Origin of the sequence: Streptomyces sp. NPDC048297 (assembly GCF_043201585.1) — a bacterium.
GTDB lineage: Bacteria > Actinomycetota > Actinomycetes > Streptomycetales > Streptomycetaceae > Streptomyces.
Genome location: NZ_JBICZA010000005.1, coordinates 184,198 through 203,477 on the forward strand (window position 1 = coordinate 184,198; position 19,280 = coordinate 203,477).

21 protein-coding genes and 1 tRNA gene are annotated in these 19,280 nt (G+C 71.2%); 16 read left to right on the top strand and 6 right to left on the bottom strand.

Annotated features, from left to right (window positions below):
• Positions 1-51 precede the first annotated feature (51 nt).
• The gene (locus ACGFYV_RS07615) at positions 52-1,425 is read right to left on the bottom strand and encodes a sensor histidine kinase (protein ID WP_393877446.1); all 1,374 of its coding nucleotides are present in this window, start codon (positions 1,423-1,425) and stop codon (positions 52-54) included.
• Between the two features lie 234 nt (positions 1,426-1,659).
• Here ACGFYV_RS07615 and ACGFYV_RS07620 point away from each other — a divergent pair, with 234 nt between their 5' ends.
• The 11 genes from ACGFYV_RS07620 to htpX all read left to right on the top strand — a co-directional run bounded on the left by ACGFYV_RS07620 (position 1,660) and on the right by htpX (position 12,772).
• Complete coding sequence (locus ACGFYV_RS07620) at positions 1,660-2,076, top strand: NADH-quinone oxidoreductase subunit A (RefSeq protein WP_393877447.1); 417 nt, start codon at positions 1,660-1,662, stop codon at positions 2,074-2,076.
• Positions 2,067-2,747, top strand: a complete 681-nt coding sequence (locus ACGFYV_RS07625) for an NADH-quinone oxidoreductase subunit B (protein WP_393877448.1) — start codon at positions 2,067-2,069, stop codon at positions 2,745-2,747. The genes ACGFYV_RS07620 and ACGFYV_RS07625 overlap by 10 nt, the downstream gene beginning before the upstream one ends.
• Positions 2,744-3,859: an NADH-quinone oxidoreductase subunit C gene (locus tag ACGFYV_RS07630; protein ID WP_393877449.1), complete on the top strand. Its 1,116-nt coding sequence runs from the start codon at positions 2,744-2,746 to the stop codon at positions 3,857-3,859. The genes ACGFYV_RS07625 and ACGFYV_RS07630 overlap by 4 nt, the downstream gene beginning before the upstream one ends.
• Positions 3,856-4,824 carry an NADH-quinone oxidoreductase subunit H gene (locus ACGFYV_RS07635; protein ID WP_393877450.1) on the top strand — a complete coding sequence of 323 codons (969 nt, stop codon included), beginning with the start codon at positions 3,856-3,858 and terminating at the stop codon, positions 4,822-4,824. The genes ACGFYV_RS07630 and ACGFYV_RS07635 overlap by 4 nt, the downstream gene beginning before the upstream one ends.
• Positions 4,824-5,444 carry a NuoI/complex I 23 kDa subunit family protein gene (locus ACGFYV_RS07640; protein WP_393877451.1) on the top strand — a complete coding sequence of 207 codons (621 nt, stop codon included), beginning with the start codon at positions 4,824-4,826 and terminating at the stop codon, positions 5,442-5,444. The genes ACGFYV_RS07635 and ACGFYV_RS07640 overlap by 1 nt, the downstream gene beginning before the upstream one ends.
• 14 nt (positions 5,445-5,458) lie before the next feature.
• On the top strand, positions 5,459-6,103 hold the full coding sequence (locus tag ACGFYV_RS07645) for an NADH-quinone oxidoreductase subunit J (RefSeq protein ID WP_393877549.1): 645 nt from the start codon (positions 5,459-5,461) through the stop codon (positions 6,101-6,103).
• Positions 6,103-6,498 carry an NADH-quinone oxidoreductase subunit NuoK gene (gene nuoK / locus ACGFYV_RS07650; RefSeq protein ID WP_393877452.1) on the top strand — a complete coding sequence of 132 codons (396 nt, stop codon included), beginning with the start codon at positions 6,103-6,105 and terminating at the stop codon, positions 6,496-6,498. The genes ACGFYV_RS07645 and nuoK overlap by 1 nt, the downstream gene beginning before the upstream one ends.
• A complete protein-coding gene (locus ACGFYV_RS07655; RefSeq protein WP_393877453.1) occupies positions 6,495-8,516 on the top strand; it encodes an NADH-quinone oxidoreductase subunit L in 2,022 nt (673 codons plus the stop codon). The genes nuoK and ACGFYV_RS07655 overlap by 4 nt, the downstream gene beginning before the upstream one ends.
• Before the next feature lie 6 nt (positions 8,517-8,522).
• Positions 8,523-10,097, top strand: a complete 1,575-nt coding sequence (locus tag ACGFYV_RS07660; protein ID WP_393877454.1) for an NADH-quinone oxidoreductase subunit M — start codon at positions 8,523-8,525, stop codon at positions 10,095-10,097.
• A 65-nt stretch (positions 10,098-10,162) separates the two neighbouring features.
• On the top strand, positions 10,163-11,713 hold the full coding sequence (locus ACGFYV_RS07665; protein WP_393877550.1) for an NADH-quinone oxidoreductase subunit N: 1,551 nt from the start codon (positions 10,163-10,165) through the stop codon (positions 11,711-11,713).
• Positions 11,714-11,902: 189 nt separating this feature from the next.
• Entirely contained in the window at positions 11,903-12,772 is an 870-nt protein-coding gene (gene htpX, locus ACGFYV_RS07670) for a zinc metalloprotease HtpX (protein ID WP_393877455.1), read from the top strand.
• Between the two features lie 44 nt (positions 12,773-12,816).
• Here the strand turns inward: htpX and ACGFYV_RS07675 are convergent, their stop codons facing one another.
• On the bottom strand, positions 12,817-13,218 hold the full coding sequence (locus ACGFYV_RS07675; protein WP_393877456.1) for a YccF domain-containing protein: 402 nt from the start codon (positions 13,216-13,218) through the stop codon (positions 12,817-12,819).
• 140 nt (positions 13,219-13,358) lie between these two features.
• Positions 13,359-14,633 carry an APC family permease gene (locus tag ACGFYV_RS07680; RefSeq protein WP_393877457.1) on the bottom strand — a complete coding sequence of 425 codons (1,275 nt, stop codon included), beginning with the start codon at positions 14,631-14,633 and terminating at the stop codon, positions 13,359-13,361.
• 155 nt (positions 14,634-14,788) lie between these two features.
• Between ACGFYV_RS07680 and ACGFYV_RS07685 the strand changes: the two genes are divergently transcribed.
• Positions 14,789-15,055, top strand: coding sequence for a GlsB/YeaQ/YmgE family stress response membrane protein (locus ACGFYV_RS07685; protein WP_393877458.1), 267 nt, complete (start codon positions 14,789-14,791; stop codon positions 15,053-15,055).
• Between the two features lie 165 nt (positions 15,056-15,220).
• On the opposite strand, the gene ACGFYV_RS07690 is transcribed toward ACGFYV_RS07685, so the two are convergent.
• Positions 15,221-15,709 (bottom strand): YajQ family cyclic di-GMP-binding protein, encoded by a 489-nt coding sequence (locus ACGFYV_RS07690; RefSeq protein WP_393877459.1) that lies wholly within the window; start codon positions 15,707-15,709, stop codon positions 15,221-15,223.
• A 166-nt stretch (positions 15,710-15,875) separates the two neighbouring features.
• Between ACGFYV_RS07690 and ACGFYV_RS07695 the strand changes: the two genes are divergently transcribed.
• Positions 15,876-15,957: transfer RNA gene (locus ACGFYV_RS07695), tRNA-Tyr, on the top strand.
• Positions 15,958-16,289: 332 nt separating this feature from the next.
• On the opposite strand, the gene ACGFYV_RS07700 is transcribed toward ACGFYV_RS07695, so the two are convergent.
• Entirely contained in the window at positions 16,290-16,499 is a 210-nt protein-coding gene (locus ACGFYV_RS07700) for a hypothetical protein (RefSeq protein ID WP_393877460.1), read from the bottom strand.
• 28 nt (positions 16,500-16,527) lie between these two features.
• Here ACGFYV_RS07700 and ACGFYV_RS07705 point away from each other — a divergent pair, with 28 nt between their 5' ends.
• From ACGFYV_RS07705 to ACGFYV_RS07715, 3 genes are all read left to right on the top strand, one after another.
• Positions 16,528-16,827 (top strand): hypothetical protein, encoded by a 300-nt coding sequence (locus ACGFYV_RS07705; protein WP_393877461.1) that lies wholly within the window; start codon positions 16,528-16,530, stop codon positions 16,825-16,827.
• Positions 16,827-17,066: a hypothetical protein gene (locus tag ACGFYV_RS07710; RefSeq protein WP_393877462.1), complete on the top strand. Its 240-nt coding sequence runs from the start codon at positions 16,827-16,829 to the stop codon at positions 17,064-17,066. Before ACGFYV_RS07705 ends, ACGFYV_RS07710 begins: the two co-directional genes overlap by 1 nt.
• 120 nt (positions 17,067-17,186) lie before the next feature.
• A complete protein-coding gene (locus ACGFYV_RS07715) occupies positions 17,187-17,666 on the top strand; it encodes a hypothetical protein (RefSeq protein ID WP_393877463.1) in 480 nt (159 codons plus the stop codon).
• A gap of 251 nt (positions 17,667-17,917) precedes the next feature.
• Here ACGFYV_RS07715 and ACGFYV_RS07720 read toward each other — a convergent pair whose 3' ends face one another.
• Complete coding sequence (locus tag ACGFYV_RS07720; protein WP_393877464.1) at positions 17,918-19,204, bottom strand: glycoside hydrolase family 3 N-terminal domain-containing protein; 1,287 nt, start codon at positions 19,202-19,204, stop codon at positions 17,918-17,920.
• Positions 19,205-19,280: the final 76 nt, after the last annotated feature.

Consider the following 19,280-nt stretch of genomic DNA (forward strand, 5'->3'; position numbering starts at 1 on the left):
TCTTCGCAGGGGGGTTATCCCCACCCCACCCCGATCCCGGCCATGGCGGGGCTATTCCGTACGGTCCGTGTCGTCCGTACGATCCCGCCACGGCAGTTCCGCCGTGACGACCGTCGGGCCGCCGGCCGGGGAGTCGACCACGAAGAGGCCGTCGACCGCGCCGAGGCGCTCGGCGAGCCCCCGCATCCCGCTTCCGCCCTCCAGGCTCGCGCCGCCGTGGCCGTCGTCGCGGACCTGGACGAGCAGCCGGTTCTCCGCGCGCCACACATCGACCGCGGCGGACCGGGCGCCGCTGTGCTTGCTGACGTTCTGCAGCAACTCGGAGACGGTGAAGTAGGCGATGCCCTCGATCGCCGCGGCCGGCCGGGACGGCAGGTCCGCGGTCACCTTCACCGGGACCGTGCAGCGGGAGGCGACCGAGGACAGGGCCGCGTCCAGGCCGCGGTCGGTGAGGACGGCCGGGTGGATGCCGCGGGCCAGGTCGCGCAGCTCCTGCAGCGCCAGCTTCACCTCGCCGTGCGCCTCCTCCACCATCGCGGCCACGTGCTCGTCGGCCTGCCCCTCCAGCAGCTTCTCCTTCGCCAGGCCCAGCCCCATCGCCAGATTGACCAGCCGGGCCTGCGCCCCGTCGTGCAGATCGCGCTCGATCCGGCGCAGATCGGCGGCAGCCGTGTCCACCACGACCCCGCGATCGGACTCCAGTTCGGCGATACGGCGCTCCAGCTCGTCCGACGGTGACAGCAGACCCCGCACCATCGCCCGGTCCACGTTCGACAGGCCCCGCGCGATGAACGGCAGCACCGGCCACAGCACGAACAGCGACGGCAGCACCAGACTGAAGGTGAGGACGCCCCAGGGCAGCCGGACGACGTCGTACAGCAGCGTCCGCCAGGCCACCGGGTCCTTCAGCGCCAGCCACATCCGCTGCAGCGGCCCGCCGCTCCTGGCGAGCGGCAGCCGTGTCGGCTCGTCCACGCGCACCCCGAGCAGCGCCCGCGCCCGGATCCGCTCCAGCTTGCCCAGCTGCCGGGCACCCAGCAGACACAGGGCGAGCAGCGGCAGCCCGATCACCGTGAGGGTGAGGACGCCGCTGACGAACACGACGGCGAACACGTAGGTGAAGCCGAGCACGGCCAGCGGCAGGTTCAGCAGGAGATGCGCGATCTCCTTCCAGGTGGACGCGTCGAAGGCGAACCGCGCCGGAGGCAGCTGCTCGAAGCCGTCGGCATGGCTGCCGGAGCCGTCGGCACGGCGGCCGGCGGGGTCGGTCCGGTGATCGAAGCCGTCGGTACGGTGACCGAAGCCGTCGGTCCGGTGATCGAAGCCGTCGGTACGGCCTCCGGTGGCATCGGTACGGCTGCCGGTGGCGTCGGTACGGCCTCCGGTGGTGTCGGGCCGGCTGTCGCCGGAGGTGGGAGCGGTCATACCGGTCAGCCTGCCGTGCCCGGCACCCGTCGCGCCATGCGGTCCGCCGCCTTCCGCACCTGGGGAAAACCCCACCCTGCCCACGCTCCCCGCGTCTCACCCCGTGACGGCCTGCTTACCGCCCCTTTAACAGGGCCTAGACTCCCGTGCGTACAGATCCTCGAATCACGTCCACCTCACGTGATTCACCATGGTGACGAGGTCGGAGCGAGGTCGGAGAGCGAGGAACGGACGGTGCGGGAGACGCCTGGGAACCCGACGGTCGCCGCGGCGGACGTCGCGGCCGGCTATTTCGGGTCCTACTCGGTCGTGGGGCTGCTCGCCGTCATCGGCGTGCTGTTCGTCGCGGTCGCCTTCGGCGCGGGGCGCCTGCTGCGGCCCGTCGTGCCCACCCCCGAGAAACTCCTGACCTACGAGTGCGGCGTCGACCCCGTCGGCGAGGGCTGGGCCCACACCCAGGTCCGCTACTACGTCTACGCCTTCCTGTACGTGATCTTCGCGGTCGACTCCGTCTTCCTCTTCCCCTGGGCGACGGTCTACGCCGCCCCCGGCTACGGCGCGACGACCCTGGTGGAGATGTTCCTCTTCCTGGGCTTCCTCGCCGTGGGCCTGCTGTACGCCTACAAGAAGGGCGTCCTGACATGGACGTGAACCCGTCTGTCTCGGAGCCCGTGAGCGCGGCACCTGTGGTCCCGGAGCCCGTGCCGCTTCCCGAGCCGAAGAGGCTCGGCACGCTCGCCCGGCTCGCCCCGGAGCCGATGAAGGTCGTCCTGAACTGGGGCCGCCGCTACTCGCTCTGGGTCTTCAACTTCGGCCTCGCCTGCTGCGCGATCGAGTTCATCGCCGCGTCGATGGCCCGGCACGACTTCATCCGCCTCGGTGTGATCCCCTTCGCGCCGGGCCCCCGGCAGGCCGACCTGATGATCGTCTCCGGCACGGTCACGGACAAGATGGCCCCCGCCGTGAAGCGCCTGTACGAGCAGATGCCCGAGCCCAAGTACGTCATCTCCTTCGGCGCCTGCTCCAACTGCGGCGGCCCCTACTGGGACTCGTACTCCGTCACCAAGGGCGTGGACCAGATCATCCCGGTCGACGTGTACGTCCCCGGCTGCCCGCCGCGCCCCGAGGCACTGCTCCAGGGCATCCTCAAGCTCCAGGAGAAGATCGCCGACGAGTCCCTGGGCGAGCGCTACGGCCACGGGACGGCCGCCCGGCCGTCGGCCGCCGCTCTGACGAGCGGCCTGGTGAAGCCCCCGGCCGCTCCCGGTTCCGACTCCGGTTCCACTCCCGGTTCCGCCTCCGCGGAGGGAGACGCGCGATGACCACGGTCGGCTGGCTGCCCGCCCCCGCCGAGGAACTCTTCGGCCCGGACGCCACGGCCGAGGAGTCGTACGACGTCCTGACCGTGGACGTCCCGCCGTCCTCCTGGCTCACCGCCCTGGAGACGGCCCGTACGACCCTGTCCTGCACCTACTTCGACTGGCTGAGCGCGGTCGACGAGCCGGGCACGGGCTTCCGCGTCTGCGCCCACGTCGTCGCCCTGCACCCGGTCCGCCGCCTGCTGCTGCGTACGACGGTCCCGCACGAGGCGCCGGTGCTGCCGTCCGCCGTCGGCGTCTACGCCGGCGCGGGCTGGCACGAGCGCGAGACCCACGAGATGTTCGGCGTCGGCTTCGAGGGCCACCCGGGCCTCGACCACCTCCTCCTCCCGGAGACCTTCGAGGGCCACCCCCTGCGCAAGGACTTCGTCCTCGCCGCGCGCGTGGCCAAGGCGTGGCCCGGCGCCAAGGAGCCCGGCGAATCCGACCACGGCGGCCCGAAGCGCCGCCAGATGCTGCCGCCCGGCGTCCCCGACCCGAACGAGTGGGGGCCCCTCAAGGGCCAGCTGCCCCCCGCCCCGGCCCGCCCGGCCAGAGGCGCGGGCCGCGCCGCCGGCGAACGCCCCGCGCGGGCGGCGGGAGCGGCGGGAGCGGCGGGGGAGCGTCCGGTACGCCGTGCGCGCACGGCGGCGGAGGGCTCGGCGAGCCAGGGTTCGGCGAGCCAGGGCTCGGCGAGTCAGGGTTCGGTCGGCCAGACGGGTACGCCCATGGAGCCGACGCCGACACCGACACCGGCGCCCGCCCCCACGCGCCGTGCCCGCGGCGCCTCGGGCGGCTCGGCCTCGCAGCGTGCCGAGGCCGCGGAACCGACGCCGGCCGAACCGGAGGGCGCCGCCCGCCCCGACACGCGACCGCGCGGCTCGGACGCCCCCTGGCACCACGCGCGCCCGGCGTTCGACCAACCGGAGGCACCTCCAGAGGCATCTCCGGAGGCATCTGACGCAGGGGGTCCGGAACCGGAATCTCCGCGTCCCACGGAGCCCGCGACCGATGCCGCGGCACCGGCCCCCGAGGCCCCCGACACCCCCGACGACCCCACAGGAGGCCGGCAGTGAACGGCGTGTTGGACGTCGCCCTGCGACTCCTGCTCGTGTTCGTCGTGTTCCTCACCTTCCCGCTGATCGTCGGTCAGACCGAGCACAAGGTGATGGCCCACATGCAGGGCCGCCTGGGGCCGATGTACGCGGGCGGGTTCCACGGCTGGGCCCAGCTCATCGCCGACGGCGTGAAGTTCGCGCAGAAGGAGGACGTGGTCCCGGCGGGCGCCGACCGCCGCATCTTCCAGCTCGCCCCCGCCGTGGCCCTGCTGCCCTACCTGCTCGTGCTGCTGGCGATCCCGATCGGTCCGAGCGAGGGGGCGGTCGGCCAGGTCCTGGACGCGGGCGTCTTCTTCGTCCTCGCCGTGATGGGCGTCGGCGTGCTCGGCTCGCTGATGGCCGGCTGGGCGAGCGCGAACAAGTTCTCCCTGCTCGGCGGCCTGCGCACGGCCGCCCAGCTGCTCGCCTACGAACTCCCGATGCTGCTCGCCGCGGCCTCCGTCGCCATGGCGGCCGGCACGGTCTCCCTGCCCGGCATCCTGCACGCCTTCCACTGGTGGTGGGTGCCCTGGCAGATCGCCGGCGCGCTCGTGTTCTTCGTGGCCGGCCTCGCCGAGCTGCAGCGCCCGCCCTTCGACATGCCGGTCGCCGACTCGGAGATCATCTTCGGCGCGTACACCGAGTACACGGGCCTGCGCTTCGCGCTGTTCCTGCTCGCCGAGTACGCCGGCATCGTCGTCCTGTGCGGCCTGACCACCGTCCTCTTCCTGGGCGGCTGGCACGGCCCCTGGGGCACGGACGGCCTGGGCTGGCTGTGGACCCTGCTGAAGACCGCGATCCTCGCCTTCGTCGTCATCTGGCTCCGCGTCACCTACCCCCGCCTGCGCGAGGACCAGCTCCAGAAGCTCTCCTGGACCCTCCTCGTCCCCCTTTCCCTCGCCCAGATCGCCCTCACCGGCATCGTGAAGGTGGTGATCTCCTGATGGCCGCGTCGCTCCCGCCCACCCGGCCCCGCATCCCCGGCAGCGGTCTCGCCAAGGGCCTCGCCGTCACCCTGCGCACGATGACGAGGAAGCACGGCACCGAGCAGTACCCCGACGTCCAGCCCGACCTGCCGCCCCGGACCCGGGGCGTCATCGGCCTGTTCGAGGAGAACTGCACGGTCTGCATGCTCTGCGCCCGCGAGTGCCCGGACTGGTGCATCTACATCGACTCCCACAAGGAGACCGTCCCGGCCGCCACCCCCGGTGGCCGCGAGCGCAGCCGCAACGTCCTCGACCGGTTCGCCATCGACTTCTCCCTGTGCATGTACTGCGGTATCTGCATCGAGGTCTGTCCCTTCGACGCGCTGTTCTGGTCCCCGGAGTTCGAGTACGCCGAGACCGACATCCACGACCTCACCCACGAGCGCGACAAGCTGCGCGAGTGGATGTGGACCGTCCCCGCCCCGCCCGCCCTGGACCCCGGCTCGGAGGAACCCAAGGAGATCGCGGCCGCCCGCAAATCCGCCGAGAAGCAGGCCGCCGCCCAGGCCGAGGCACGGGCACAGGAAACGCAGGCAGCACAGGAACAGAACGCACCGGACCAGGAGGGGGAGTCGTGAACCTTGCCCCGACCCTGACCCCCACCCTGACCCCAACCCTGACCTCGAACCCGACCCTGAGCCTCGCCGCCGCACAGCACGGCTTCCTCTCCCCGACCGGCGTCGAGATCGCCTTCCTGCTCGTCGGCCTGGTCACCTTCGGCGCCGCGCTCGTCACCGTCACCACCCGGCAGCTGGTGCACGCCGCCCTGTGGTTGGTGGTCACGCTCGGCGGCCTGGCTGTCGAGTACCTGCTGCTCACCGCCGAGTTCATCGCCTGGGTGCAGGTCCTCATCTACGTCGGCTCCGTCGTCGTCCTCCTCCTGTTCGGTCTGATGCTCACCCGGGCGCCGATCGGCCGCTCCCCGGACGCCGACTCCGGCAACCGCCCGGTCGCCCTCGTCGTCGCGCTCGCCGCCTCCGGCTGCCTGGTCTGGGTGGTCGTCGACGCGTTCCGCACCACCTGGATCGACCTGAGCGGTCCCCCCGCCGGCACGACGAAGGTCACCGGCGCGAGCCTCTTCCAGAACTGGGTGCTGCCCTTCGAGGCCCTCTCCGTCCTCCTCCTCGCGGCCCTGGTCGGCGCCATCGTCCTGTCCCGCAAGGCGAAGGCCGACACGGAACCCCCCGGCACCCCGGCCCCCGCGACCACCCCCGGCGAGAAGGAAGGCGCCCGCTGATGCACCTCGCCTACCCCGCCGTCCTCTCCGCCCTCCTCTTCTGCACCGGCCTGTACGGCGTCCTCGCCCGCCGCAACGCGATCCTGGTCCTGATGTCGGTCGAGCTGATGCTCAACGCCGTCAACCTCAACCTGGTCGCCTTCGACGTCTGGCTCAGCCGCGCCGCCCGGGACACCCTGCACTCCGGCCAGGCGCTGACCCTCTTCACGATCGCCATCGCCGCCGCCGAGATCGGCATCGGCCTCGCGATCGTCCTCGCCGTGTACCGCAACCGCGGCACCTCCGACATCGACAAGCTCCGCGACACCGCCGAGGGCCACGGCGACGACACCGGCGGCCCCGACACCGGCGGCCCCGGCACCCTCGCGGCCGAGAAGGCTGAGGCCACCGCGTGACCACGACCCACCTCGCCGTCCTCGTCCCCCTCCTGCCCTTCCTGGGCGCCGTGGCCGGCCTGCTCCTGGGCCGCACCGCCCCCGGACTCGTCCGCCCGCTCGCCGTGCTGCCCGCCCTGGCCGCGCTGGTGCTGGCCGCGCTCGTCGCCGTCCGCCAGGGCGGCGGCCCGGCCGTCGACGCCCACACCCTGCTGACACCCACCGGCTCGGTGCCCATCGAGCTGGCCCTGCACATCGACGGCTTCGCCGCGCTCGTCGCCGTCCTGGTCGCCCTCGTCGCGACCTGCGTGCAGATCTACTCCACGGGCTACCTCCGCGACGACCCGCGCTACCCCTCCTACGCGGCCCTCGTCTCCCTGTTCACCTCCGCGATGCTCCTGGTCGTCTACTCGGGCGACCTGATCGTGCTGCTGGTCGGCTGGGAAGTCATGGGCATCTGCTCCTACTTCCTCGTCGGCCACTACTGGGAGACCCCGGAGGCGCGCGCCGCCTCCCTCAAGGCCTTCCTGGTCACCAAGCTCGGTGACGTGCCGTTCCTCATCGGCCTGTTCGCCCTGGGCACCGACGCCGGATCGTTCCGCGTCACCCGCGTCCTGGACGCCGTCGCGAGCGGCGGACTCCACCACCCGACCCTGGTCGCCCTGTTGCTGCTCGCGGGCGTGGCCGGCAAGTCGGCGCAGTTCCCGCTGCACACGTGGCTCCCCGACGCGATGGCGGGCCCGACGCCCGTCTCCGCGCTGATCCACGCCGCGACGATGGTCGCCGCCGGTGTCTACTTCGTCGCCCGTCTCCTCCCGGTCTTCGAGGCCTCCCGGGCCGCGATGGTGGTCCTCGCCGTCATGGCCGCCGTCACGATGGCCGGCTCCGCCCTCGCCGCGCTCGCCCAGGACGACATCAAGCGCGTCCTCGCCTACTCGACGATCGGCCAGCTCGGCTACATGACCGGCGCCCTCGCCGTCGGCGACCGCGGTGCCGCCGTCTTCCACCTCCTGTCCCACGGCGCCTTCAAGGCGCTGCTGTTCCTCGCGGCCGGCGTGATCATCCACGCCGCCGGCACCAACTCGCTGGCCGCCATGTCCCGCATGAGCCACCTGCGCGACCGTGTCCCGGACGCCTTCTGGACGATGACCGTGGCGCTGCTCGCGCTCGCCGCGATCCCGCCGTTCAGCGGGTTCTTCTCCAAGGAGTCCGTCCTCGGCGCCGCCGAGCACGTCGCCACCGGCCACACCGACCACGCACCCGGCGCAGCCGGCTGGATCGTCCTCGTCGCCGGCCTGGTCACCGCCCTGCTCACCGCCGCGTACGCCACCCGGCTGTGGCTGCTGGCCTTCCACGGCCGGGGCGCCGAAGCCCCGGACCACGGCCGGCAGCCGGCGCAGATGACCGTGGTGCTGTGGGTGCTCGCCGTGCCGTCCCTGGCGTTCGGTGGGCTGGCCTTCCGCCTGCTGCCCGGCTGGTTCGACGGCCGCGACCTGGCGCCGACGCCGCTCACCTCCATCCTCGGTACGGGCCTCGCCGTGGTCGGCGGGCTCCTTCTGTACGGCGCCTGGCAGCGCACCCGCGCCCTCGCCGCCCGTGTCCCGGCAGGGCCCGCGCCCTCCTTCGCGTGGGAGCACCTGAAGGGCGAGGCCGCCGCGCACCCGGAGGGCGACGCGAGCCTGGTCGAGGCGCACGCCCTCGCCGACCACGAGCCGGCCTACCGCGACCTCGCCCACGCGCCCGACCCCGGCCGGCTGCTGCTCGGCCCGCTGTACCGGCACGCGGCCGACGGCTTCCACCTGGACGCCGTGTACGGGGCGCTGTTCGTCCGCCCGGTCCAGGCCGCGGCGAGCCTCGTCCGGTTCCTCGACAGCGCCGTCGTCGACACCTACGTCGGCGTGGCGGCAGCACTGCCCCGGCTGCTGGGGTCCGCCGTACGACGCGCCCAGACCGGCAACGTCCAGACCTATGTGAGCGCGCTGCTCGCCGGCACCGTCGTCCTGACGGTCGCCGTCCTCCTCGTCGCCACGGGAGCGTGAGCAGGCGTGATCGATATCAACGAGTCCGTGATGCGGGTTCTTCTGGCATTCATCGTCGTCGGCCCGCTCCTCGGGGCCGCCGCCGCTCTCCTCCCGGCCCCGCCCGGACTGAAGGGGAAGTCGCCCGAGCAGGCCGTGCTGCGGCACGGCGTGACCGTGACCGGCGTGATCCTGCTCGCCGCGATCGTCCTCGCGCTCGGCTTCGACCACGGCCATCCGTCGAAGATGCAGGCCCAGACCGACATCAGCTGGATCCCCGCACTCGACGTGCGGATCCACCTCGGCATCGACGGCATCTCGCTCCCCCTTCTGGTCCTGACCGCGCTGCTGACCTTCCTGTGCGCGCTCTACTCGTACTTCAAGACACCCCCGGGCGGCTCCCCGAAGGCCTTCGTCGCCCTGCTGCTCCTGCTCGAGTGCGGCACCCTCGCGACCTTCGCCGTCCTCGACCTGCTGCTCTTCTTCCTCGCCTTCGAGACCGTGCTCATCCCGATGTACTTCCTCATCGCCCGCTGGGGCGGCGAGGGCCGGACCCGCGCCGCGTGGAAGTTCATCCTGTTCACGCTGCTCGGCTCCGTCGTCATGCTGCTCGGCCTGCTCCTGATCGGGATCAAGTCGGGCACATTCGACATGGTGGCACTCGCCACTGACAACGGCCGGTCGCTGACCACAACCGTGCAGGTCATCGCCGTTCTGGCGATCGGGCTCGGGCTCGCGGTCAAGACGCCGATGTGGCCGCTGCACAGCTGGCTGCCCGACGCCCACACCGCCGCGCCGACCGTCGGCTCGGTCCTGCTGGCCGGTGTCCTGCTCAAGATGGGCACGTACGGGTTCGTGCGCATCCTGCTGCCGGTGGCGCCGGACGGGTTCCGGGTCTTCGCGCCGTACCTCGCCGCGCTCGCCGTCGTCGGGATCATCTACGGGTCCCTGGCCTGCCTGGCCCTCGCCAAGCAGGGTGCCAAGGGCGACCTCAAGCGGCTGATCGCCTACTCCTCCGTCGGCCACATGGGCTTCGTCCTGCTCGGCATCGCCACCATGACCCCGACCGGCGTGAACGGCGCCCTGTTCGCCAACATCGCCCACGGCCTCATCACCGGCCTGCTGTTCTTCCTGGTCGGCGCGCTCAAGGACCGCACGGGCACCACCGACCTCGACGCCCTGGCCGAGGGGAGCGGCGCGGCGCTGTACGGCAAGGCCCCGCGCTTCGGCGGCCTGCTCGCCTTCGGCGCCGTCGCCTCGCTCGGACTGCCGGGCCTGGCCGGGTTCTGGGGCGAGATGCTCGCGCTGTTCGGCGCGTTCAAGCCCGCCGACGGCCTCAGCCGCCCGGCGTTCCTCACGTTCATGGCGATCGGCGCGTTCGGCACCCTGCTGACCGCCGCGTACATGCTGATCGTGGTCCGCCGCGTCTGCATGGGCGCCGTACCGCAGGACACGCCGGAACTCGCCGACGTCCACGGGTACGAGTTCGCGGCCTGGACCCCGCTCGTCGTCCTCACCGTCGTCGCCGGACTGTGGCCGCGGGCCCTGCTCGGCCTGACCGACCCGGCCGTGCACCAGCTCCTCGCAGGAGGCACCCGATGAGCGCCCTGGCCCAGCCCATGGCCGAGTCCCTGGCTCATTCCGTGGCCCAGTCCGTGGCGCGGCCCATGGCCGAGTCCCTGGCCCCGTCCCTGGCGGAGCCGCTGGCCCAGCCCGTGGCCCAGACCCTGGTCCAGTCCGTCGACTGGCTCGCGATCGCGCCGCCCACCATCGCCGCCCTCGCCGCCCTCGTGGTGCTCGTCGCCGACCTGTTCCTGCCCGAGGCGCGCAAGTCCGTCCTCGGCTGGATCTCCGTCACGGGCCTGGTCCTCGCCACGCTGATGCTGCTGCCGCTGCGGAACGGCGACCGCAGCACCTTCTGCGTGAGCGGTGACGCGCGCGCGTGCAGCTACACCGCCGACCACTTCACCCTCGTCATCCAGTTCCTCCTCCTCGGCGGCGCCCTGCTGGCGGGCCTGCTGTCGGTGACGAACCTCAAGGACGACGAGCCGCGCGTCCCGCCGGGCGAGTTCTGGTTCCTGCTGCTGTCCTCTGCGGCCGGCGCCGCCCTGCTGCCCGCCTCCCGCGACCTGGCCACCCTGATCGTCGCCCTGGAGGTCGCCTCCCTGCCCGCCTTCGCCCTCGTCGGCATCCGGCACGGCGACAAGCGCTCCTCCGAGGCGGCCCTGAAGTTCTTCCTGTCCTCGGTCACCGCCACCGCGGTCAGCCTGATGGGCGTCAGCTTCGTCTACGCCTCCACCGGCACGCTCTACCTCACCCAGGTCGCCCAGCGCATCCAGCACGTCGACGGCCAGCTGCACACCCTCGCCCAGACCGGCGTCGTCCTCACCCTCGTCGGCTTCGCCTTCAAGACGGCCGCCGTCCCGTTCCACTTCTGGGTCCCCGACACCTACGTGGGCGCGCCGCTGCCCGTCGCCGCCTTCCTGTCGGTGGGCGGCAAGGCGGTCGGCTTCTCCGGCCTGATCCTCGTCACCGTCGTCGCCTTCCCGTCGTACGCCGACGTCTGGGGGCCCGCGCTCGCCGTCCTGGCCGCCCTCACCATGACCGTCGGCAACGTCGGCGCCCTGCGCCAGCAGGCCACGCGCGCGTACAGCGCGGTACGGCTGCTCGCCTGGTCCTCCGTCGGCCAGGCCGGCTACCTCCTGGTGCCGATCGCCGCCGCCGGCTACACCAAGGACGCCCACAAGGCGATCGGCTCCACCGTCGCGTACGCCCTCATGTACGCCGTCGTGAACCTCGGCGCCTTCGCGGTCGCCGCCGTCGTGGGCCGTACGAAGTCCCTGAACCGCGTGAGCGACTACCGGGGCCTGTACGCCACCAACCCGGCCACCGCCCTCCTCATGGCCTTCTTCCTGCTGTGCCTGGCCGGGCTCCCGCCGGGCGTCATCGGCCTGTTCGCCAAGGTCACGGTGTTCTCGGCGGCCGTCGAAGCGGGCCTGGGCTGGCTCGCCGTCGTCATGGCCGTCAACGTCGTCATCGCCCTCTTCTACTACCTGAAGTGGACGGCCCTGCTGTTCCGCGCCCCCGAGGGCGAGCCCGCCCGGCACCTGGTCCCGGCCCCCCTCACCGCCGCGCTCGCCCTCACCGGCATCCTCGGCGTGGCCCTCTCCGGGGCACCCCAGCTGGTCCTGCGCTTCGCGGCCACCAGCCTGTTCTGAGCACCCCGCGCGCGGAAGGCCGCACGACCACGTCACCGCACGTCACCGCACGTCACCCGTACGGCCGACCCGTGCCGCCGTACGCGCCGGGGAACTCGTGGCCGTCGTCTGGCGTTGACGAGAGCGGGAAGGTCCACTGGACCAAAGGGCCAAAAGGGTTCCCCTGCCGCACGACTTGGAGGGCGTACCGTGCACCGCCGGCACAACGGGCTCAGGACCGCCGTACTCCTCGGGGGACTGTCCGCACTCATCATCGTCATCGGCAGCTTCTTCGGCCGTACCGGACTGATCGTCGCCGTCCTGGTGGCGCTCGGCACGAACGCGTACGCGTACTGGAACAGCGACAAGCTGGCACTGCGCGCGATGCGCGCCCGCCCGGTGAGCGAGTTCGAGGCGCCGGCGCTGTACCGGATGGTCCGCGAGCTGTCCACGCAGGCCCGCCAGCCGATGCCCCGCCTGTACATCTCCCCGACGGAGGCCCCCAACGCCTTCGCCACGGGCCGCAACCCGCGCAACGCCGCCGTGTGCTGCACGGAGGGCATCCTGCGCCTGCTGGACGAGCGCGAACTGCGCGGTGTCATCGGCCACGAGCTGAGCCACGTCTACAACCGCGACATCCTCATCTCGTCGGTCGCCGGCGCCCTCGCCTCGGTGATCATGTTCCTGGTGAACTTCGCCTGGCTGATCCCGGTCGGCCGCTCGGACGACGACGACGGCCCCGGCCTGCTCGGCGCGCTGCTGATCATGATCCTCGGCCCGATCGCCGCCTCGCTCATCCAGCTGGCCATCAGCCGCTCCAGAGAGTACGAGGCCGACGCCTCGGGCGCCCAGCTCACCGGCGACCCGCTCGCCCTCGCGAGCGCCCTGCGCAAGCTGGAGCTGGGCACCCAGCAGCTGCCGCTGCCCCCCGAGCCCCGGATCGAGACCGCGAGCCACATGATGATCGCGAACCCGTTTCGCCCCGGCCAGGGCTTCACGAAGCTGTTCTCCACGCACCCGCCGATGGCCGAGCGCATCGCCCGCCTGGAGCAGATGGCGGGCCGCGGCCGTGGCCGCTGAGGGCCCGCGGCCCTGACGGGGCCGGTGTCGTGTCCGGTGCGGGCTCAGCGCCCGCCGAACGCCTGGTCCGTCGGTACGATCTCACGCCCCAGCGGCATGAGCGAGATCGGGATGAGCTTGAGGTTCGCCCAGCCGAACGGGATGCCGATGATCGACAGGAACAGCGGGATGCTCGTGAGCAGGTGCCCCAGGGCGAGCCACCAGCCCGCGAAGACCACCCAGATCACATTGCCCACGAAGGACGGCGCCCCGGCGTCGGGACGCTCCACCGTGGTGCGCCCGAACGGCCACAGCACGAAGCCCGCGATCCGCAGCGACGCGATGCCGAAGGGGATCGTGATGATCAGGACGAAGCAGATCAGCGCGGCGATCAGATAGCCGATCGCCATCCAGAAGCCGCAGAGGACCAGCCAGAGGATGTTCAGCAGCAGGTGGAACAGCTTCATGATCGGTACCTCTCCCCGTGTCTGCCCTGTCGTCCGCCCGGCGCCTCAGGTGTCAGCCGGTCACACGTTTCAAGTGTCAGCCGCTCACGCGCCTCAAGTGTCAGCCGCTCACGCGTTTCAAGTATCAGCCGGTCACGCGTTCACGCGGAACCGCGCGGAGCCGGTGGTGCGAACCGCCGCCGTACACCGTAGGCGACCACCCCCACGGCCAGCACCGCCGCCCCCGTGACGACCGAGGCCGTCGGCAGGGCGAACGCCAGCGTGGCGCAGCCCAGCATGCCCAGCGCGGGCAGCACCCGGGCCGAGGGCGCCGGGCCGAGCGTCCAGGCGCAGGCGTTGGCCACGGCGTAGTAGGCCAGTACGCCGAAGGAGGAGAAGCCGATCGCGCCGCGCACGTCCACCGTCGCGGCCAGCACAGCGACCACCGCGCCCACGGCGATCTCAGCCCGGTGCGGTACCTGGAACCGCGGGTGCACGGCCGCCAGCGCCCCCGGCAGATGGCGGTCGCGGGCCATGGCGAGCGTCGTCCGGGACACCCCGAGGATCAGCGCGAGCAGCGAGCCCAGCGCGGCCACCGCCGCCCCCACCCGCACCACGGGCACAAGACCCGGCACCCCGGCCGCCCGCACCGCGTCGGCCAGCGGCGCCGCCGCGTGCCCCAGCCGGTCCGCGCCGAGGACGGCGAGCACCGCGACGGCCACGCACGCGTACACCACCAGCGCGATCCCCAGGGCCAGCGGGACCGCACGCGGAATCGTCCGCGCCGGATTCCGTACCTCCTCGCCGAGCGTCGCGATCCGCGCGTACCCGGCGAACGCGAAGAACAGCAGGCCGGCCGCCTGGAGCACTCCGCCCGCACCCGCACCCGCACCGGCCCCCTGCCCGAGGCCGAGCCGCCCGGTGTCGGCCCGCCCGGAGGCGAGGCACACGACCACCACGCACGCGAGGACGGCCAGCACCACGGCCACGATGACCCGCGTCAGCCACGCCGACTTCTGGATCCCGCCGTAGTTCACGGCGGTCAGGGCCACCACCGCCGTGACCGCCACGGCGTGCGCCTGCCCCGGCCACACGTACGCCCCCACGGTGAGCGCCATGGCCGCGCAGGAGGCCGTCTTGCCGACCACGAACGCCCAGCCGGCGAGATACCCCCAGAACGGGCCGAGCCGCTCCCGCCCGTACACGTACGTCCCGCCCGACGCGGGATACAGGGCCGCCAGACGGGCCGAGGACATGGCGTTGCAGTAGGCCACCACCGCCGCGACCGCGAGCCCGAGCAGCAGCCCCGTCCCGGCCGCCCGCGCGGCCGGGCCCAGCGCGGCGAAGACACCCGCTCCGACCATCGATCCGAGACCGACGACCACGGCGTCCCGGACGCCGAGGGAGCGCCGCAGCGCGGTTCCGGAAGGTGTCATGCGCCGCACCCTACTGAGCCCCCGCAACCGCGGGTGAACCCCCGGCGTCTCCACCCCCGACAAGGAACGACCACACGCGCGACGGACCGCCGGCTCTCACCGAATCTTCAAGAGCCGGACAGTGCGAACTCAGCGCGGGAGGGCAGGTACACGGCATGAGCATCATCGGTTGGATCATCCTGGGCCTGCTGGCCGGAGCCATCGCCAAGGTCCTGCTGCCCGGCCGCGACCCGGGCGGCTTCATCGGTACGACCCTGATCGGCGTCGCGGGCGCGTTCATCGGCGGCTGGATCTCGGCCCGCTGGTTGGACCACCCGATCTCCAAGCAGTTCTTCGACGGCGCGACGTGGGCGGCGGCCATCGGAGGCTCGCTGGTCCTGCTGATCATCTACCGCGTCCTGTTCGGCAACTCGCGCAACTGAGCCGCGGGTTCGCACCCTGAACCGGGGGTTCGCGCCACCGAACCGTACTCACCGAAGCCGAAAGGGCGGGCACCGCCGGGTGCCCGCCCTTCGTGCCGCCATGCGCCGGCGGTACGTGCGCGTCCGTGTGAGGCCGTGCGCGTCCGCGTGTGGGCCGTGCGCGTCCTACCGGTAGTTCACGAACTGCAGCGCGAAGTCGAAGTCCTGGCCCTTCAGCAGCGCGATCACTTCCTGGAGGTCGTCGCGGCTCTTCGAGGTGACCCGCAGCTCCTCGCCCTGGACCTGCGCCTTCACGCCCTTCGGGCCCTCGTCGCGGATGATCTTCGCCACCTTCTTCGCGTTCTCCTGGGAGATGCCCTCCTGGATCGACGCGAACAGCTTGTACTCCTTGCCGGACAGCTGGGGCTCACCGGCGTCCAGGGCCTTCAGCGAGATGCCTCGCTTGATCAGCTTGGACTGGAAGACGTCGAGGACCGCGGTCACCCGGTCCTCGGAGTTCGCCTCCATGAGGATCTTGTCACCGGACCACGAGATCGAGGCACCCACGCCCTTGAAGTCGTAGCGCTGCGAGATCTCCTTGGCGGCCTGGTTGAGGGCGTTGTCGACCTCCTGCCGCTCGACCTTCGAGACGATGTCGAAACTGGAGTCGGCCATGTCCTGTGGCTCCTTGCATCCGGGTGCGTATCCGCCCCAGCCTAGCCACACCACGACCCGGCGGGTGGAGATCAATCGGGTGGCGGAGCACCCTCTGGCATCGGGTATTGTTTACGTCGTTGCCAGAGAGCACCGCCGAAAAGCGGCCTCGAACAGCAGCAACCCCGGCGGTGTGCCCGAGCGGCCAAAGGGAGCAGACTGTAAATCTGCCGGCTTCGCCTTCCCAGGTTCGAATCCTGGCGCCGCCACACGGGAACGAAGGGCCCGTGACCTGCTGACTCAGCGGGTCACGGGCCCTTCGTCATGCTCGCCGGTGATCTGCCGGCTGTCTCACTCCGTCTCGCGTTCGAACGCCTCGTCTCGGACTGTGTGGACGGCGCGTGGACGGCACACTCGGCACCTCGCCCGCGCCGACCCGGCCGAGGTGTCCTGGACCGGGCCACGGCGGTTGCCGCGCATACCGGGCTCGGTCGGGCAGGGCGCCGTCCGATGGGTGACGTGGTCCCGGCGGCGGATGTGCCGAGAGCGCCAGAAGTCCTCCTCAGCCCCCACCCCCTGCGCTATGAAGGACAAGACGACGTCAGTCCAGTACTGAGCGGGGGATTATGTCGACTCCTTCAACCGGCACATCGGGGAGCAGTGCCGGGGGTGCTTCTCCGCCTACGCCTGCTCCCTCGGCTACGGGCGCGACCGCCCACCCCCAGTGGAAAGTCACGACCGTGAAAATGGTCAGCTGGTTCGCGTTCGGTGTCTTGTTCTCTGTTATGCCAATAGCGTCCAGCTTCTTCATCGGTGAAACTCGGGGAAGCCATCGAGGCTTGACCCAGCTCATCGGTCATGGCGAGTTGCTGATCATTGCGACAGGGCTCTCCGCTGCGGCGGCAGGTCAGGCGTTCACGATGAAGAACACCCGGTTCGGTGTGCTTCCTCGCCTGCTGGGGTGCGGCAACGTCCTGATCGCCCTCTTCACGACGGGAGTCTTCGCTGATATCTCTGCGGCCTTAGCCGATAAAGACAAGATCAACGAATCCTTCGTGACCACGTATTCGCTCTGGTTCTTCACGGCCACCCTTGTCACAAGCTTTAGTAGCGCCCTACTGGCAGAGTTGGAGCAGTGATGGGGGTAATCGTCGCAGAAGTCGGAAGCATTCTTGCCAGCGCTATTGCCGGTTCTTCGTTGGTTGCTGCGATCGCGGCATGGCTGAAAACGCGCAAAAAGGCTTCCGATGTACAGATCACGGTGAAAAGGGGCGGAAAGACCGTGGTGGTGAAGGGCGACATGAGTGGCGAAGAACTGCAGCGGATCCTCGACAAGCTCGCCGAGGACCCGGACACGCCGTCACATGACCATCGGTGACGGTTCCGAGGAATTGTCCGGGTCGGGCGCCGGGCCTTCGGCCCCCAGTCCCCCCACCTGCTTCATACGGCCTTCACGCCCGGCATGATGGCCCCCAACCACGACTCTCATGGGGGGACCATGAAGGCCCGCACCGTCGCGACCGCACTGCTCGCGGTCGCCGCCCTCTCGCTCACGGCGTGCTCCGGCTCCGGCGCGGCCGACGACTCGGCCAAGCCGAAGACGGTGCCCAGCAAGACGTCGGCCGCGCTCACCGCTCTCACCGCCAAGCAGGCCGCCGCCCTGCTCGCCGAAGCCATCGACGTCACCACCCTGGGAAACCCGACCGACAACACCACCTCTTGCTCCGAAAAGGCCGCCGGCAGAGAGCCCAGCCCGAGCGACTGCCTGCAGCTCATCACCACCGACACGGTGTCGATTTACGAGTACGCGTCACCCCGGATCGCCGCCCACCGAGTGGAGTTCATGGCCACCGATGACTGGCGACAGGTCGGCCGGTTCGCCCTCGCCTGGAATGCCCGGGACCAGAAGCTCACCGACGACAGCCGCCGCACCGACCTGGTGGATGCCCTCCAGCTGGTGACCACTATTGAGCCGTGAAGTGACCTGTATGCGTCCCGGGCCGCGTGATCCGGCCTGGGTTTCCGCCGGGCGCCGGAAATAGAGACTCACCGCATTGTCCCGTTTCCGTGGACGGGCCTCGGGACGGGCCTCGATCAGGGGTGGAATTACAGGTCGGTGCCGCTGTACGACCGAGAGGGCCCGCGACCGGTGAAGTGGCCGGTGAAGTGGCTGGCGAAGATGGAGACGCCGGCTGCGGACCCTCTCGTCAGGGGGCTTCGCTCACGTGCTCAGGAGCAGAGGTTCACGTGGCGGACGGCCAGGACGTGGCCCGCCGCGTCGATGAGGCGGCTGCGGGCGAGTTTGCCGCTGGACACCGCGTTGGTGACGGCCGTGGCGATCGCGGAGGTCTGGGAGCTGACGTTGCTGCCCAGGTCGAACATGACCATGTCGGCACCGGAGCGCAGGGCCTGCACGGCGGCGGAGGGGACGCTGAAACCGGCGGCGGAGATGGCCTTGGCGCTGAGCGAGTCGGTGAGCACCAGCCCCTTGAAACCGAGCTTGCCGCGCAGCTCGGTGGTGATGGCCGTGGGGGACAGGCTCGCCGGGTTGGTGCCCAGGCCGGGCACGATGTTGTTGGAGACCATGATGGCCGGGGCACCGGCCTTGATGGCCGCGGTGAACGGCGGGATGCCCACCTTCTGCACGGTGGACCAGGGCAGCGTCTTGGCGGGCCCGAAGTCGGAGTTGTAGGTGGAGCCGCCGATGCCCGGGAAGTGCTTGACGACGGGTATCACGCCACCGGCGCGCAGCCCGTTCATGTACGCCACACCTGCCTTGGAGACCACCGCGGTGTCGCCGCTGAAGGACCGCCATCCGTCGGGGTTGGTCTTGCTGGGCGCAACGTTCCTGCCGTCGACGTCGACCACCGGCGCGAGGTCCATGTTCACCTGGGCGGCCGACATCTTCTTGGCGACCTTCGTGACGTTCTGCTGGATCTGCGCCGTCGTCCAGTGCTTGCCCATGTAGGCGGGCCAGGGCAGGTCGCCGACGAGGTTCGCCATCCGCTGGATGCCGCCGCCCTCCTCGTCCGTCATCACCAGCAGGCCCCGGTTGCCGGGCACATGGGACTTCAGGGTCTTGAGCCGGGCGCCCAGGTCGGACGGCGCCTTGCTGCCGAACAGCAGCACGCCGCCCGCACCGGCGGTCACCTCGGACGTGGCGTCCGCCACCGAGGTCTCCGACACCGGGACGGCGATGGTCAGCATGGCCAGCCGGCGGTTCGACCACCCGGCCAGCTTCGAGCTGTTCGTGCACGCGGCCACCGCGGTGCCCGTGTTCGCCGTCGTGGGCGTGCTCGCCGTGTTCGCCGCACTGGCTGTGCTCGCCGGACTGGCCGTGGTCGCCGCACTGGCCGTGGTGGTGAGGTCCGGTGCGAGGGACGAGGCGGAGGCGGAGCGGGACGGTGCTGCGGACGGGGTGAGGGACACGCCGGTGTCATCGGAGTGCGGGGCCGCGTCCGGGGCGCCCGTGCCGCAGCCCGCGAGGAACATCGCCGCCATGGCGGCGGCGCTCACTCTGCGTACGGTCGCGGTCCGGCCGGGGAGCCGGGGTACTGCTGTCGCGGTTCTGTGGTCACGGTACGACGGAAGA